Source organism: Chryseobacterium gilvum (assembly GCF_025628965.1).
GTDB lineage: Bacteria > Bacteroidota > Bacteroidia > Flavobacteriales > Weeksellaceae > Chryseobacterium > Chryseobacterium gilvum.
Map to the genome: position 1 here is coordinate 639,346 of NZ_JAOTEN010000001.1, position 15,576 is coordinate 654,921.

Genomic DNA, 15,576 nt, shown 5'->3' on the forward strand with positions numbered 1-15,576 from the left:
TATTACATTATGAAAACAGTATATCACAAAGCAGATTCCAGAGGCCATGCAGACCACGGATGGTTAAATAGCTATCATACCTTCAGTTTTGCAGGGTATCAAAACAGAGAAAGATCCAATTTCGGAGTATTGAGAGTATTGAATGATGATACCGTTTCACAGGGAATGGGATTTGGCACGCATCCTCATAAAGATATGGAAATCATTTCGATTCCGCTGGAAGGAAATCTGGAACACAAAGATTCTATAGGAACTACTGCCGTGATCAAAAAAGGAGAGATACAGGTAATGAGTGCAGGAACAGGCGTAATGCATAGCGAATACAACCAAAATAAAGAAGAGGCTGTAAAATTTTTACAGATCTGGGTTTTCCCAAGAGAAATAGGTGTTGAGCCGAGATATGATCAGAAAAGTATTAAGGAAGGAGAGAAAATCAATGGTTTTCAGCAGATCTTATCTCCCAATAAAAATGACGACGGCGTGTGGATTCATCAGGATGCCTGGTTCAACCTGGCCAATTTTACAAAAGGAAACGGCAAAAATTATACAATAAATAAAAAAGGAAATGGGGTTTATGCTTTTGTTTTAAAAGGAAGTGCAAAAGTAGGAGACCGGATTTTAAATGAAAAAGATGGTTTGGGAATCTGGGACACACAGAGCTTTAATATCGAAGCGGTAGAAGATACCGAAATTCTTCTGATGGAAGTACCCATGGATTTACCGGATTATTTAAAATAATTAAACATAAAGATTTATATTCAAATGAAAATTTTAGCAATTGCAGGAAGTAATTCCGATACCTCAATCAATAAACAGCTGGTAACCTACGCAGCATCATTATTTGAAAATGCAGAAGTAGAGGTAGTAGACATGAATGATTTTGAGATGCCGATCTATAAGCATCAGAGAGAAGTGGAAAGTGGAGTTCCGCAACAGGCAAAAGACCTTGCTGCAAAAATCGACAGTGCAGATATTCTTCTTATCTCCTTATCCGAGCATAACGGAACATATACAACTGCTTTTAAAAACGTTTTCGACTGGACTTCAAGAATCAAACAAAGAGCAGTCTGGAACGAAAAACCAATGCTATTAATGGCTACTGCTCCGGGTGCAAGAGGAGGTTTGGGCGTGCTTGAAGCGGCGGAAAAGCGTTTTCCTTTACACGGAGGAAATATTGTTGCTACTTTTACGCTTCCATTTTTTAACGACAATTTCGATAAAGAGGCACAGAAAATATCTAACTCCGAAAAAGACAGCGAGTTAAGAGAAAAAATAAATAAAATTTCCGCGGTCGAGACAATCTTAGAAAAATAGAATTTGAATATTAACTTAAAATTAATATCTTTGCAAAAAGAAAAAAGATGAAGATTCAGTCCACTTTTAAAGAATGTTTTTCAAAATACGGAAAAACTGTGGACTCTGAAACTCTGAGATAAACAGCCAGCCGATAATCTAACAAGATTGTCGGCTTTTTTATTGTATTAAATCGATAAGTCATACAGTTCATCATATCAGGTAAATCTGAAATTGAGCAAAATCTAAATAAAAAATGAGCAATACGTATAAATCTGCGGGAGTAGACAAAGAAGAAGGATACAAAACCGTTGATAAAATTAAAAAAGCCGTCGGCGAAACGCATAATGCCAATGTATTAAATCACTTGGGAAGTTTCGGCGCATTTTATGAAATCGGAGGATACAAAAATCCTGTTCTGGTTTCCGGAACAGACGGCGTAGGTACAAAGCTGAAAGTAGCTTTAGATTCTAAAAGATACGATTCTATCGGGGTAGACTGTTTTGCGATGTGTGCCAATGATATTTTGTGTCACGGTGCAAAACCGCTCTTCTTTTTAGATTATCTGGCTTGTGGAAAGCTCGATTCTGAAATCGCCGCCGAAATCGTTTTAGGCATGGTAAAAGCCTGTAAAGACAACAATTGCGCATTAATTGGCGGTGAAACTGCCGAAATGCCGGGAATGTATCAACCGGGAGATTATGATGTGGCCGGTTTCTGCGTAGGAATTGTAGAAAAAGATCAGATTATTGACGGAACCAAAATAAAGACAGGAGACAAAATTATCGCATTGCCAAGCTCGGGTTTTCATTCCAACGGGTTTTCTCTGGTACGTAAAATATTTTCTGATTTTGAAGAAGAGTTTGAGGGGAAACCTTTATATGAAACCCTTCTGGTTCCGACGAGATTGTACTATAAAGATATTCACAAAGTGATTGAAGAAGTGCAGGTTTCAGGAATTGCCCATATCACAGGCGGTGGTTTGTACGAAAATATTCCGAGAATCATAGGGGAAGGATTATGTGCTTCAATTGACGCGACAAAAATTAAAATCCCGAGCATCATGCTTGAATTGGAAAAAAGAGGTGAGATTGCACGTGAAGAAATGTTCGGAACCTTCAATATGGGAGTAGGAATGATCGTGGTAGTCGATCCTGCTCACGCAGAAAAAGTACTTCACTTATTAGATGATGCATATGAAATCGGGGAAATCACCGAAGGTAGTGAAAAAATTGATTTAAAGTTTTAGAAGCTTAATCCCGCTTTCCGCTATATCTTTTTTGTCACGGCCTCCGCTTCGCTCCGGCCGCGCCAAAAAAGGATGCCGCTGCAATCGGGGCTATAAAAACAGTTGTTTTATCAGAGTTTGTTAATGAAAAATATAGTCATTTTAGTTTCGGGTTCGGGAACCAATCTTCAGAGAATCATTGATACCATTGAGAGTGGAGAGATTGAAGATGCGAAAATATCTTTAGTAGTTGCAGACAGGGCCTGTTACGGATTAGAAAGAGCAAAAAACCACAACATCGAAAACATGCTGATTCCGAGAGGGAAAAACTTCAGCGCCGAGTTGGGCAAAATGATCCCTGAAAATACAGATTTAATTGTATTGGCAGGATTTTTATCAATTTTAAAACAAGAGTTTTGTGAAAAATGGAGTGGTAAAATCATCAATATCCACCCGGCTTTGCTTCCAAAATTCGGCGGAAAGGGAATGTGGGGAATGAATGTGCACCACGCGGTAATTGCAGCAAAGGAAAAGCAAAGCGGTGCTACCGTACATTTTGTGACTTCGGGAATTGATGAAGGAGCCATTATTCTTCAAAAAAGTTTTGAAGTAACAGAAAATGATACTCCGGAAACCTTAGCCGAAAAAGTACATCATATAGAATACGAGATCTTTCCGATAGCTATAAATCAAGTGTTAGGAAACTGATTGTTCTTTCTGCGTGAAGTATGATAAAATACACTATATTTTAATTATTTCGAATAAATTAAAAATCTAAATAAAAATAAAGAATCGGGGGTGAAAGAACCGGTTCACAGTTTGAAATAACTGTAAAAAGTAAAAATCGAAAGTAAAATGAGTAAAAAAAGAGTGTTAATCAGTGTTTCCGACAAAAGCGGATTGACAGAATTTGCAAAGTTTCTGGAATCCAATGATTATGAATTAATTTCTACAGGCGGTACCTTCAAACATTTAAAAGAAGCGGGTTTACATCCGATTCAGATTGATGAGGTAACCGATTTCCCTGAAATGCTGGACGGAAGAGTAAAAACACTGCATCCGAAAGTTCATGGCGGGTTATTGGCTGTCCGTTCAAATGAAGAACACATGAAAACCGTTCAGGAACACGGGATCGGATTGATCGATATGGTAATTGTCAATTTATACCCATTCTTTGAAAATGTAAACAAAGACATTTCTTTACACGAAAAAGTAGAGTTTATCGACATTGGAGGTCCGTCCATGCTACGTTCAGCGGCTAAGAATTTTGGTTCTGTAACAGTCATTACCGATGTTGAAGATTATGCAGCCGTAAAAATTGAAATGGAACAAAATGGGGACACTTATATTGAGACACGTAAAAAACTGGCAGGGAAAGTCTTCAATCTTACCTCTGCGTATGATGCGGCGATTTCCAGAATGCTCTTAGAAGAAGATTATCCTACTTATTTAAATGCTTCTTACAAAAAAGTTTCAGACCTTCGATATGGTGAAAATCCACATCAGACAGCGGCTTACTATGTTTCTACTTTCGAAAACGGCGCGATGAAAGATTTTGAGCAATTGGGAGGTAAAGAATTGTCTTTCAATAATCTTCGTGATATGGATCTCTGCTGGAAAGTCGTTAATGAGTTCAAAGAAGAAATGGCTTGTTGCGCGGTAAAACATTCTACACCTTGCGGAGTGGCCATCGGAACTTCAGCATTGGAAACCTATCAGAAAACCTTCGAATGTGACCCGGTTTCTATCTTTGGCGGAATTGTTGCTACCAACTACAAAATCGATGCGGCAACAGCGGAAGAACTGAATAAAACGTTCCTTGAAATTGTAATGGCGCCTGATTTTGATGAAGAGGCCCTTGAAGTATTACGAAAGAAAAAAAACCTGAGAATAATTAAAATTGTTAATCCTGTTTCTGATAAGCAAACTTGGGTAAAGGTAGATGGCGGAATTCTGGTGCAGGACAATGACAGCATCTTTTCAGACGATATAAAAGTGGTTACAGAAACCCAGCCTACTGAAGAGCAGAAAAAAGCATTATTGTTTTCCCAGAGAGTGGTAAAATATGTAAAATCGAACGCAATAGTTGTTTCCAATGGAATTCAGGCTTTCGGAATCGGAGGAGGCCAGGTTAACAGAATCTGGGCAACACAACAGGCGGTGGAAAGAGCGAAAGAGAAATTTTCAGGAGATCTGGTTTTAGCTTCTGATGCTTTTTTCCCTTTCAGAGATGTGGTAGATTTCTGCGCTCAGGAAGGCATTACAGCGATCATTCAGCCGGGAGGAAGTGTGAAGGATCAGGACAGCATAGAAGCTGCAAATGAGCATGGTATTCCTATGATGTTTACAGGAATAAGACATTTTTTCCATTAATTAAAATAGAATTAAAAAATGATTTTGAGGTTGTATTTTTACCATTCAAAATTATATATTTGTACACAATATAGACTAGATAATTAATAAGTATGAGAATATTAATCATAGGTGAAGGAGGTAGAGAATCTGCTTTGGCAGCAAAACTTCATAAGGATTCAAGAGTGACTAAAATGTTTTTTGCCAACGGAAATGCGTCTACTGATGCAATGGGGCAGAATGTACATTTATCAGAGATTAAAGAACTTAGAGATTTCGCAATTAAAGAAAAAGTAGATTTGACGATTGTAGGCCCAGAAGCGCCTTTGGTTGCAGGCCTAAAAGATGAATTTAAAAAGCATGATCTTAAAGTTTTTGGTCCTACTCAGAAAGTGGCAAGTCTTGAAGGAAGTAAGGCTTTTTCTAAGAAGTTTATGCAGACCTATGATATCAAAACGGCAAAGGCAGTTGTTTTCGATTCTTATAATGAAGCGAAAGAATATGTAAAGACTCAGGAATATCCTTTAGTGATAAAAGCAAGCGGTTTGGCAGGCGGAAAAGGGGTTGTAATCTGCGATACCATTGAAGAAGCTGAAGCAACCATTCACGATTTTATGATTCGCAGAATCTATGGAGATGCAGGAATCCGTTTGGTGATTGAAGAATTTTTACACGGTTTTGAAGCATCTATTATTGCGTTCTCAAACGGCGAAAAGATTTTCCCTTGTATCGCCGCAAAAGATTATAAAAAAGCAGGAAACGGAGATACCGGTCCCAATACGGGAGGGATGGGTTCTGTAGCACCAAGCCCGGAATTTACGCAGGAGCATTTTGCAGACTTTGAAAAACATATTCTTGAGCCTACCGTAAAAGGTCTTAAAGGAGAAGGATTCAGCTTTAAAGGAATTATTTTCTTCGGATTAATGGTGACTAAAAAAGGAACTTATCTTTTGGAATACAATATGAGATTCGGAGATCCGGAAACGCAGGTTTTAATGGCTTTAATGGAAAATAATCTGCTGGATGTCATCAATGACTGTATGAATGGAAAAGATCTTCAGCTTAAATTTAAAAACGAAAAAGCAGTTTGTCTGGTAATGTGTTCAGGAGGATATCCCAGAAATATTGAAACCGGTTTTGAAATCGTTGGAGGAGAAAGAGTTAAAAACAGTCAGCTATTTTACGCAGGAGCGGTAAAGAAAGGAGACAAAGTCGTTTCAAACGGCGGAAGAGTACTCAATATTGTAGCAACCGGGGCGACTTATGATGAGGCACGCAAAAAAGTATACGAAGATGCAAGTCATGTTCATTTCGATTACAGTTTCTACAGAGAAGACATTGGGAAATTTTAAATAAATCATAAAAAAGATTTGGAGAAATCCAGGTCTTTTTTTGTAAGATTTATTAATAGGATCGGGCTTTAGCCCGATTATCAAAAAGGTAAATCAGATAGCTTTAGCCAAAACTCATTAAGAATGATAGTAAGCTCTCAAAGGGCGAAACTATAAAAGTCCCGATAAAAACGGAAAAATACATTATCAATTTATCATTATCAATTATACAATGAACAACGGTATCATTATATTAGATTTCGGATCGCAATACAACCAGCTTATCGGGAGAAGAATCCGTGAGATGGGAGTATACTCTGAAATATTGCCATTCAATACACCATTAGAAACTATACTGGAAAAACAGCCGAAAGGAATTATCCTTTCCGGAGGTCCCAGTTCTGTAAATGCAGAAAATGCCCATTTGGTTCAGAAAGAATTGTACGAACAGCAAATTCCGGTTTTGGGGATCTGCTACGGAATGCAGCTGACTGCGCACCTTTTAGGCGGGAAAGTACATAAAGGTGAAAAAGGAGAATACGGTAAAGCACATTTAGAAATCATAAAAGAAAGCTCTTTACTGAAAAATGTTGCTCAGAATTCAGTAGTTTGGATGAGCCATTTCGATGAAGTGGGGGCATTGCCTCCTGGATTTGAACTAAATGCGAAGTCGGGAGTTATTGCTTCTATTTCCAATGAAGATAAGAAAATATATTGTGTACAGTTTCATCCGGAGGTTTCTCATACGGAAGAAGGCGGCACAATGTTAGAAAATTTTGTTTTTTCAATCTGTAACGCAGAAAAAAACTGGAAACTTACCAATTATATCGAAAAAACAGTAGCAGAAATCCGCCAAAAAGTAGGAGATCAGAAAGTGATTCTTGGTCTTTCTGGTGGCGTAGATTCTTCCGTGGCTGCGGTTTTAATCCATAAGGCAATAGGAGACCAGCTTCAATGCATATTTGTAGATACAGGACTTTTAAGGAAAAATGAAGATGTAAAAGTGATGGAAAATTATGGAGAGCATTTCCATATGAATATTAAACTTGTTGACGCTTCAGAAAGATTTTTATCCAAATTGGCGGGAGTTGACGATCCTGAAACTAAAAGAAAAATCATCGGAAACGAATTTATTCATGTATTCGATGAAGAATCCCATAAAATTGAAGGGGCAAAATTCCTCGCTCAGGGAACGATTTATCCTGATGTTATTGAAAGCCAGTCGGTAAACGGACCTTCAGCGGTCATCAAATCTCATCACAATGTTGGCGGACTTCCCGAAGAGATGGAGTTTGAATTATTGGAGCCCTTAAGAGAATTATTTAAAGATGAAGTACGAAAAGTAGGTGAAGAATTAGGGATTCCTCATCATTTGGTGCACAGACATCCATTTCCCGGTCCCGGATTAGGAATCAGAATTTTAGGTGCCGTAGATGCAGAAAAAGTAAAAATACTGCAGGAAGCGGATGATATTTTTATTGAAGAATTGTATAAAAATGATTTGTATGAGAAAGTTTCTCAGGCTTTCGTAGTTCTTCTCCCGGTAAAGTCTGTAGGAGTTATGGGCGATGAAAGAACCTATGAATATACTGCGGTTGTTCGTTCGGCAAATACCATCGATTTTATGACGGCAACGTGGAGCAGGCTTCCCTATGAATTTTTAGATACGGTATCAAGCAGGATTATCAATGAAGTACGAGGAATCAACAGGGTGGCTTACGATATTTCAAGCAAACCGCCCGCAACTATTGAATGGGAATAACCTTTAAAATATTTATGATTCAGATCATAAAATAGACTGTTTGTAAATCCTAGATTTACGCATATTTATAATTTATAATAATATATAAATATAATTTTTTTTCATCATTTGTGTTTAGCCTCCTGCAAAGGAGGTTTTTTTTATTAATACTTATTTGAAAACTTAGTCCGGCAAAGTTTATATATTTCTCTGCCTATTTATAAATTTAGATTTTAGTAGAATTAGATAGACAAAAAAATTCAACACATAAAATAATAAAAATACGGTATATAATAATTTTTGAAGTTACTTTGTAATTCAATTTATCTTAAAAATATGTTTGACAAGCAACAGCGAAAACTCAAAAGATCCGGACGACTCATCTCAGTATTGAGTAAATACGGATTTAAAGATATAATTGCCAGAATGGGGAAAAAACCCGAAGAACATTCTGTACCGTCTGACGAAATTATTTCAAAAGGTACCGTGTACGAGAGAATCCGGCTGGTTTTGGAAGAGTTGGGACCCACATTTGTCAAACTGGGACAAACATTCAGCAACCGGGAAGATCTGCTTCCGCCGGAACTTATTCAGGAGCTGCAGAAACTTCAGGACAAAGTAGAAGAGGTCGATATGAATGCGAAGGAAATTCTGGAAAATGAATTCAACATTTCCATACATGATCATTTTATCGAAATCAATCCAAAACCTTTAGCGACTGCATCCATTGCGCAAGTCTACAAAGGGACATTGCTGAACGGGGAAGAAGTGATCTTAAAAATTAAAAAACCCGATGTACAGTCGGTGATCGAAGACGACCTTTTATTGATCAAAGACTTGGTAAAACTGGTTTCCACCTACTCCGAAATGGGTTCAAAATTAAATCTCAAACAGGCAATCGCAACTTTTGAGAAGTCACTGCTGGAAGAAGTTTCTTTAGTAAATGAAAGAAATAACATCAGTCAGTTTGCTTTAAATTTTAAAAATAGCAAGGAGACCTATGTTCCGAAAGTATATGACGAATTTTGCAATAACAATGTTCTCTGTATGGAATTTATTGAGGGAATCAAGATTACCGATAAACAGGAACTTATTAAACATAATATCAATCCGGTTGTAATTTCTGAAACAGGATTACGGTTATTTGTTTCACAGATTTTAGAGTATGGTTTTTTCCATGCAGATCCGCACGCGGGAAATATATTGGTAAAAAAAGACGGGAAAGTAGTATTTATCGATTTCGGAGCCGTAGGGAAAATTCAGCCCAATGATAAAGAAATTCTTGAAAGTTTAATTGTTGCTTTCGTTGCTAAAAATTCTCATAAAATTGTTCGGTACCTCAAAAAAATGGCGGTAAGCTATGAGATTCCAGATGAAGGAAGGTTTGAAAATGATGTCGATGAAGTATTGAATTTCGTTCACAGCACGTCACTGAAAAACATTGATCCGAATACGATCATGAATAAAATGAAGGATGTACTGAAGGAAAACAGGCTCTATATGCCGGATTATTTTTATCTCCTGTTTAAAGGGATTGGTCTTATAGAAGGGGTAGGAAGAACCATTAATCCGGATCTTGATATTGTCAAAAGTCTTCATCCTTACACCAAAAAAATTCTCGCCAGAAAAGTAAGCCCGAAAAAGCTCCTTAAAAACGGCATGGAGAAAATGATGACCTTTACGGATAATATTGATGAAATCCCAAAGGAGATGCGTTCGGTTTTACAGAAGCTGGATGATAATAAATTTACCATTTCGAGCGAGATTAAAAATATTGAAAAAACAAATCAACTGATAAAATCAAGCGTCATCAATTTAATTTTGACGATGGTATTGGGAGCGAATATCATCGCAACGGCCATTGTTTTTTCCTCTGGAGCCGGCCCAAGAATGGGTGACATGTCTTTGGTTGCAGTAGTAGGATTTATATTTTCGATGATTTTAGTAATCATTATTTTATTAAGAATTATGCGAAAATAATATGCTCACAAGATTATTCAGCGATTATTTTTCCTTAATCCCGAAATCGTTCATCAGTTCAAAACCATAATTGCGTAAGGCGGTAATAATTGTTACAGCTTTATTCCCTCTTTCTGTAATTGTGTATTCTGTTCGGAGCGGCACTTCAGGGAATATTTCTTTGGAGATGAAACCATCATTTAACAATTCCTTTAAACTTTTTGAAAGCATTCTGTCTGAAATATGAGGAATATTATGGGCAAGTTCAGAATAGCGCCAGGTTTTATCTTTCAGACGCCAGAGAATTGGCATTTTATACATTCCTCCAATTTTGCTCATGGCAAATTCAACGGGGTTATGAAACAGGTGTTTATCAGATACAAAATCAGGCATACTTACATCTTTGTGTGTTACTTACAAAGATAACCATTATTGTTTTAGCCAAAACTCAGAATTATCTTTGTTTCAATACAATTAAAAAAACAAATATGGGAAAAGTAAAAGAAGTACATAGCTATGTTCATTTTCACGGTGCGCCTTCAAAAGGGAAAATCTTAATGGTTGCGAGTTCACCCAGTATAAGTCGGCAAACCAATTGGCCAATCGGCTTTTGGGCAGCAGAGCTTACCCATCCGTTAAGAGTATTTCAGGAAGCCGGATATGATGTGGAATTGGTTTCTACAAACGGTGGCAAACTGGAAATGGATGGATATTCTAATCCTCTGGATGAAAGCGGCTATTCATCTCATGATATAATTTCTTTAGGGTATATGCAAAAGCCGGAATTCAATGACATGCTTGAAAACACGAAGAAACTAACTGAAATTGATGAAAAAAATTATGATGCTATATTTCTGATCGGTGGACAGGGCCCGATGTATACTTTCAGGGGTGACAAAGATCTAGAAAGCTTATTTGTAAATTTTTACGAAAACAGAAAGCCAAGCGCTGCAGTATGTCACTCAACGGCATTATTACTGGAAGCTAAAACATCTGATGACGAGTTGTTGGTAAAAGGGAAGATATGGACGGGTTTTGCAGATGCGGAAGAAGATTTTGCAGATCAGGCAGTTGGAATAAAAAATTCAGCCGTACAGAATTGAAACGGAAGCAAGAAAAATTGATGGAACGACCTTTAAAGTTGAAACTCCTTTCAGTGCTTATGCAATTGCAGACGGTAACCTGATTACAGGGCAACAACAGAACTCAGGTGCCGCCGCAGCTGGATTGGTGATTGAGCAATTATCCGGTGAAAATAATTAATATTGTAAAAAAAATAACACGATGAAAATAGCAATTATAGGTTCTGGAAACGTAGGAGGCGCATTGGCGCAACAATGGGTTAAAATGAAGCACACTGTTTTGATAGGCGCCCAGTTTCCTCTTAGTGAAAAAAATATCTCTCTTGCTACTAAAATTGGGGAGGATCGTTTTGCTGTTATTGAAAATGCAGTAAAACAATGTGACGTCATTCTTATTGCAATGCCGCCAACAGCCATTTTTGAAATTATTGAGCAATTAGGAGATGTATCCGGAAAAGTAATAATTGATGCTACAAATTCGATTATGTATGCTCCCGAACCGTATCAAACTGTTTATCACGCTTTGGCAGACAGAACCCAGGCTGAAATTGTAAAATGTTTCAACACGACAGGTTTTGAAAATATGCTTAATCCATTGTATAATGGTGAAAAAATAGATATGTTCATGGCGGGAGACAGTGAGAAAGCAAAAGAAGTTGCCAAGCAATTAGCTTTGGATTGTGGTTTCGGTTCCTGTATAGATTTTGGGAAATCCGATAAGGTGGAATTACTGGAAAAATTTGCTCTTTCCTGGATTAATCTTGCCATAATGCAGGGCAATGGAAGAAATATGGCATTTAAAGTTTTGCAAAGATAATTGATGAATAAGGCTACAGTTATGATTCAGCCTTTTATATTTATAGGCTCGTTTCATACACAAAACCATACTCTATAAGAAGTTCAGAAATTAATTCTCTATCTTTGCAAAATGGAAAAACTCACTTTTGCAGATTTTGACCTTCCGGTAAAGGTACTTGATGTTTTGGCAGATTTAAATTTATTTGAGCCTACCCCGATTCAGGAAAAAAGTATCGGTCCGATTCTTTCAGGAAGAGATGTGATGGGAATTGCGCAGACAGGAACCGGAAAAACACTTGCTTATCTTTTGCCGGTGCTTAAAACCTGGAAATACAACAAAAACGGGAATCCTACCGTTTTGGTGTTGGTCCCTACAAGAGAGTTGGTCGTGCAGGTAACTGAAATCCTCGAAAAGCTTACCGCAAACATTACTGCAAGAGTGATCGGAATCTACGGCGGAAAAAATATTAATACACAAAAACTATTGTTTAATGAGGGTTGTGATATTCTGGTGGGAACTCCGGGCAGAGTAATGGATTTATCTATCGACAATGCCATTTCGTTAAAAGAGGTTCAGAAACTGATTATTGATGAGTTTGACGAAATGCTGAATTTAGGTTTCCGTCCGCAATTGACACACATTTTTGAAATGATGAAGAGCAAAAGACAGAATATTCTTTTCTCTGCAACCATGACCGAAGCCGTGGATGAAATGCTGGATCAATATTTTTCCGGGCCTATAGAAATCTCACTGGCAAAATCAGGAACGCCGCTTGAAAAAATAGAACAGACCGCTTATAAAGTTGAGAATTTTAATACCAAAATTAATCTGTTGGAATATTTGCTGAAGAATAATGCAGATATGTCTAAAGTGTTGATTTTTAATAACAATAAGAAGCATGCTGATCTTTTGTTTACGAAAATTAGTGAGCTTTTCCCGGATCAGTTTGACGTGATTCACTCTAATAAATCCCAGAATTATCGATTAAAAGCCATGAAAAGCTTTGAAAAAGAAGAAATCAGAGGATTGATTACCACAGACGTGATGGCGAGAGGTTTGGATATCTCAAATATTACCCATGTCATTAATTTTGAAACCCCAGAAGTTCCCGAACAATATATTCACAGGATCGGTAGAACGGGTAGAGCAGATAAAGATGGTAAAGCCATCACTTTCGTAGCTAAAAAAGAAGAAACACTGGTTTTAGACATCGAGCTATTGATGGATAAAGAGTTAAGATATATTGATTTTCCGGAAGAAGTAAAAATAAATCCTAAGAAGATTGTTTCAGAAGAAGACCAGATTATCATGAAAAATCCTGCTCAGGCAAAACTGTATGATGGAGGAGGTGCTTTCCATGAAAAGAAAGATAAAAATAAAAAAGAAAACTGGGGTGGGCCCACAAAAAGAAAAGTTCCTAAAAAATTCGGAGCCAACCGTGCGCAGCAGAAAGCCATATCAAAATCGAAAAGAAAAAAATAAAAAAAGCTTCACCCATTTAGGTGAAGCTTTTTTTTTACTAATCCCACTGTATCATATTCTTTTTCAGGATTTCCTTAAATTTTTCTGTTTTACCTGCATCTTTCATATTTTTATAAATAGAATTAATAACCGCTTCTGCATCTGTTCTGTAAGGTGATTTTTGCTGATTGTAAATTTTGTACGATTTGCAGATATAATCCAGTGCTTTTTCATCGTCTTTTATGCCTGAAAAATATACTTGTCCAATCCCATAATAAACTTCAGAATCACCGGGATACACTTTATCCAGTGCTAAATAAGCATCAATCGCTTTCTGAAAATCTTTTTTATAGATATAGGCCATCGGGATATTCTGTAGAGGCATTTTTCCGTTAGGATCAATTTCAAGAGATTTTTTATAAGCATCGATAGATTTATCATATTCTGCAATCCTTCTGTAATTAATTCCTAGATTATCCCATGCATACACAAATTTCGGATCTTTTTTCACAGCCATTTCAGAATTTTTAATGGCTTCTTTCCAATTTTCAGCCTTAGAAAATTCTATGGCTTTCGCATAATACTCCAAAGCTTCCGGATTTTTTGATAAACGATCAGTTTTCGTTTCAGAAACGGCAGCTATTTTCTTTAATGAAGGACAGTTCCCCATCATATATCGTTCAATATCATGATAGCTTTCGGTATATTGTTGAGAGTTTTTATTGGTATCATAATTTAAAGTCACCTGTTTTTTACCATTTACTTCAGGAGCGGTTTTAGATAATTCTTCAGCTCCAGAAAGAAGAGAGGAGATTTGTAATGCTCCCGTGTATTGATCGATGCATCCGTGTACATCTTTCAGAATATCTTTTTTATCCCGGTTAAGCAAAGTAATCGAATCTGTACATGCACAGGCTTTTTCTGAAAGTTCCTGAATGATTTTATTTTTATCTGAATCTTTTTGGCTAAAAACAAAACAAGACATACAGACCGCAATTATAAGTGTAAACTGTTTTTTGATCATATTTAAAAAATTATTTCATATAAGAATTCATTACCTTCGCCCACAACTGATAGCCTTCCGGTGTCATGTGAAGCCTGTCTTCAAGAAAAAGATCTTCCCTTACTTTTCCGCTGCTGTCTTCCATTGCTTTTGTAATATCAATGAAATGTGCATGCGCTTCTTTCTGTAAAAATTCTTCGATTAAGATATTTGCTTTTTTCATCTGCGGCCAAAGCTTCTCGCGGCTCGGAGAATATTTGATGGAAATATAATCAACTTCAATATTGGGAAATTTTTCACGGATTGTATGGTAAAAGGTTTTGAATCTTTCCAAAACGGTTGCTGCTTTCAACTTTTCATCATCTGCAAAATCGTTTTCACCGCAGTAGATGATAATCTGTTTCGGTTGATAAGGCTGTAAGAGATCTTCAGCATAAAAATTCAGGTCTGTTAGTCTCGATCCTCCAAAACCTCTGTTGATAATTGTTTTTCCGGGAAAATAGTCTGAAACATCTTTCCATTTTGTAAAAGATGAGCTTCCGATTAAGAGAATGGCATCTTTAGGGGGAGCATTTTTCTGATCCAGTTTTTTAAAATCCTGAATTTCCTGCCAGAACATGGCCTTCTTTTCCTGAGAGAAAATAAGGATGAACATAAACACCAAAAGTGCCGATAATGTCTTCTTCATTGCTTGAGGCTTTTCATATATTCCAAAAAAAACTCCCGAATGTTTCGGGAGCCTTTTTTATTTTGTATAGGTCACGTAGACAGGATCGTTTACCATATCTCCATTTAAATCTACATTGCCTTGAGTCTGCATGATTCTCAATTCTGAGTTGCTTAAAATAGTGATGATAAATTTTTCCGGACCGCTCTGGTTATACGTAATGATTAATTCTTTAGTCTCGCTGTCATAGGTGAAAGTACCCTCGGTTTTTGTACTTGTACAAGTGGCTCCCACTCCGGAATAAGCCGTATAAGAAGTATAATAATCTGTTCTGAATTCCGTAAGGTCTTTTGCAGCACATCCGCTCGGAGTTTCCGTATAAAGTACCGTTTTATTGTCTTTTCCTGAGATTACTTCAAATTTACTGGTCTTCCATTCGCCTTTCAGCATGTCTAATTCATAGTTTTGAATATCATCGTCTTCACAAGAAGTTACTGCCATCGCAGAAAAGGCAAATAAAAGTAAATATTTTTTCATTTTCACAAATTTAAGAATATGCTAAAATATAAATAAATTTGAAATATAGGTAATGAAATTCAGGTTTTTTAAACTAATGTTTGCAAAAATTGTAATTTTAAAAGGGTGGTGGATTGCAGACCG

The 15,576-nt window shown here is 36.9% G+C and carries 15 protein-coding genes; 11 read left to right on the forward strand and 4 right to left on the reverse strand.

The window, feature by feature from the left end:
- Positions 1–9 precede the first annotated feature (9 nt).
- The 8 genes from N0B16_RS02940 (at position 10) to N0B16_RS02975 (ending at position 9,925) form a co-directional block, all read left to right on the forward strand.
- Positions 10–738 carry a pirin family protein gene (locus N0B16_RS02940; RefSeq protein ID WP_262989230.1) on the forward strand — a complete coding sequence of 243 codons (729 nt, stop codon included), beginning with the start codon at positions 10–12 and terminating at the stop codon, positions 736–738.
- Positions 739–762: 24 nt separating this feature from the next.
- Entirely contained in the window at positions 763–1,314 is a 552-nt protein-coding gene (locus N0B16_RS02945; RefSeq protein ID WP_262989231.1) for an NADPH-dependent FMN reductase, read from the forward strand.
- Between the two features lie 235 nt (positions 1,315–1,549).
- Positions 1,550–2,542 carry a phosphoribosylformylglycinamidine cyclo-ligase gene (gene purM, locus N0B16_RS02950; protein ID WP_262989232.1) on the forward strand — a complete coding sequence of 331 codons (993 nt, stop codon included), beginning with the start codon at positions 1,550–1,552 and terminating at the stop codon, positions 2,540–2,542.
- A gap of 123 nt (positions 2,543–2,665) precedes the next feature.
- Positions 2,666–3,229 (forward strand): phosphoribosylglycinamide formyltransferase, encoded by a 564-nt coding sequence (purN, locus tag N0B16_RS02955; protein WP_262989233.1) that lies wholly within the window; start codon positions 2,666–2,668, stop codon positions 3,227–3,229.
- A gap of 147 nt (positions 3,230–3,376) precedes the next feature.
- Positions 3,377–4,894, forward strand: coding sequence for a bifunctional phosphoribosylaminoimidazolecarboxamide formyltransferase/IMP cyclohydrolase (gene purH / locus N0B16_RS02960; protein WP_262989234.1), 1,518 nt, complete (start codon positions 3,377–3,379; stop codon positions 4,892–4,894).
- A 92-nt stretch (positions 4,895–4,986) separates the two neighbouring features.
- Complete coding sequence (gene purD / locus N0B16_RS02965; protein ID WP_262989235.1) at positions 4,987–6,225, forward strand: phosphoribosylamine--glycine ligase; 1,239 nt, start codon at positions 4,987–4,989, stop codon at positions 6,223–6,225.
- A gap of 211 nt (positions 6,226–6,436) precedes the next feature.
- The gene (gene guaA, locus N0B16_RS02970; protein WP_262989236.1) at positions 6,437–7,966 is read left to right on the forward strand and encodes a glutamine-hydrolyzing GMP synthase; all 1,530 of its coding nucleotides are present in this window, start codon (positions 6,437–6,439) and stop codon (positions 7,964–7,966) included.
- 315 nt (positions 7,967–8,281) lie between these two features.
- Complete coding sequence (locus N0B16_RS02975; protein ID WP_262989237.1) at positions 8,282–9,925, forward strand: ABC1 kinase family protein; 1,644 nt, start codon at positions 8,282–8,284, stop codon at positions 9,923–9,925.
- Positions 9,926–9,949: 24 nt separating this feature from the next.
- On the opposite strand, the gene N0B16_RS02980 is transcribed toward N0B16_RS02975, so the two are convergent.
- The gene (locus N0B16_RS02980; protein WP_262989238.1) at positions 9,950–10,297 is read right to left on the reverse strand and encodes a winged helix-turn-helix transcriptional regulator; all 348 of its coding nucleotides are present in this window, start codon (positions 10,295–10,297) and stop codon (positions 9,950–9,952) included.
- A gap of 95 nt (positions 10,298–10,392) precedes the next feature.
- Between N0B16_RS02980 and N0B16_RS02985 the strand changes: the two genes are divergently transcribed.
- From N0B16_RS02985 to N0B16_RS02995, 3 genes are all read left to right on the forward strand, one after another.
- The gene (locus tag N0B16_RS02985; RefSeq protein ID WP_262989239.1) at positions 10,393–11,007 is read left to right on the forward strand and encodes a type 1 glutamine amidotransferase domain-containing protein; all 615 of its coding nucleotides are present in this window, start codon (positions 10,393–10,395) and stop codon (positions 11,005–11,007) included.
- A gap of 181 nt (positions 11,008–11,188) precedes the next feature.
- Positions 11,189–11,803 carry an NADPH-dependent F420 reductase gene (locus N0B16_RS02990; RefSeq protein ID WP_262989240.1) on the forward strand — a complete coding sequence of 205 codons (615 nt, stop codon included), beginning with the start codon at positions 11,189–11,191 and terminating at the stop codon, positions 11,801–11,803.
- Positions 11,804–11,914: 111 nt separating this feature from the next.
- The gene (locus N0B16_RS02995) at positions 11,915–13,267 is read left to right on the forward strand and encodes a DEAD/DEAH box helicase (protein WP_262989241.1); all 1,353 of its coding nucleotides are present in this window, start codon (positions 11,915–11,917) and stop codon (positions 13,265–13,267) included.
- A gap of 37 nt (positions 13,268–13,304) precedes the next feature.
- On the opposite strand, the gene N0B16_RS03000 is transcribed toward N0B16_RS02995, so the two are convergent.
- The 3 genes from N0B16_RS03000 to N0B16_RS03010 are packed head-to-tail and all read right to left on the reverse strand — an operon-like array spanning position 13,305 to position 15,453.
- Entirely contained in the window at positions 13,305–14,231 is a 927-nt protein-coding gene (locus N0B16_RS03000) for a tetratricopeptide repeat protein (RefSeq protein WP_262989242.1), read from the reverse strand.
- 49 nt (positions 14,232–14,280) lie between these two features.
- Positions 14,281–14,937: a GDSL-type esterase/lipase family protein gene (locus tag N0B16_RS03005; protein WP_262989243.1), complete on the reverse strand. Its 657-nt coding sequence runs from the start codon at positions 14,935–14,937 to the stop codon at positions 14,281–14,283.
- Between the two features lie 57 nt (positions 14,938–14,994).
- The gene (locus N0B16_RS03010) at positions 14,995–15,453 is read right to left on the reverse strand and encodes a lipocalin family protein (protein ID WP_262989244.1); all 459 of its coding nucleotides are present in this window, start codon (positions 15,451–15,453) and stop codon (positions 14,995–14,997) included.
- Between the last annotated feature and the right edge of the window lie 123 nt (positions 15,454–15,576).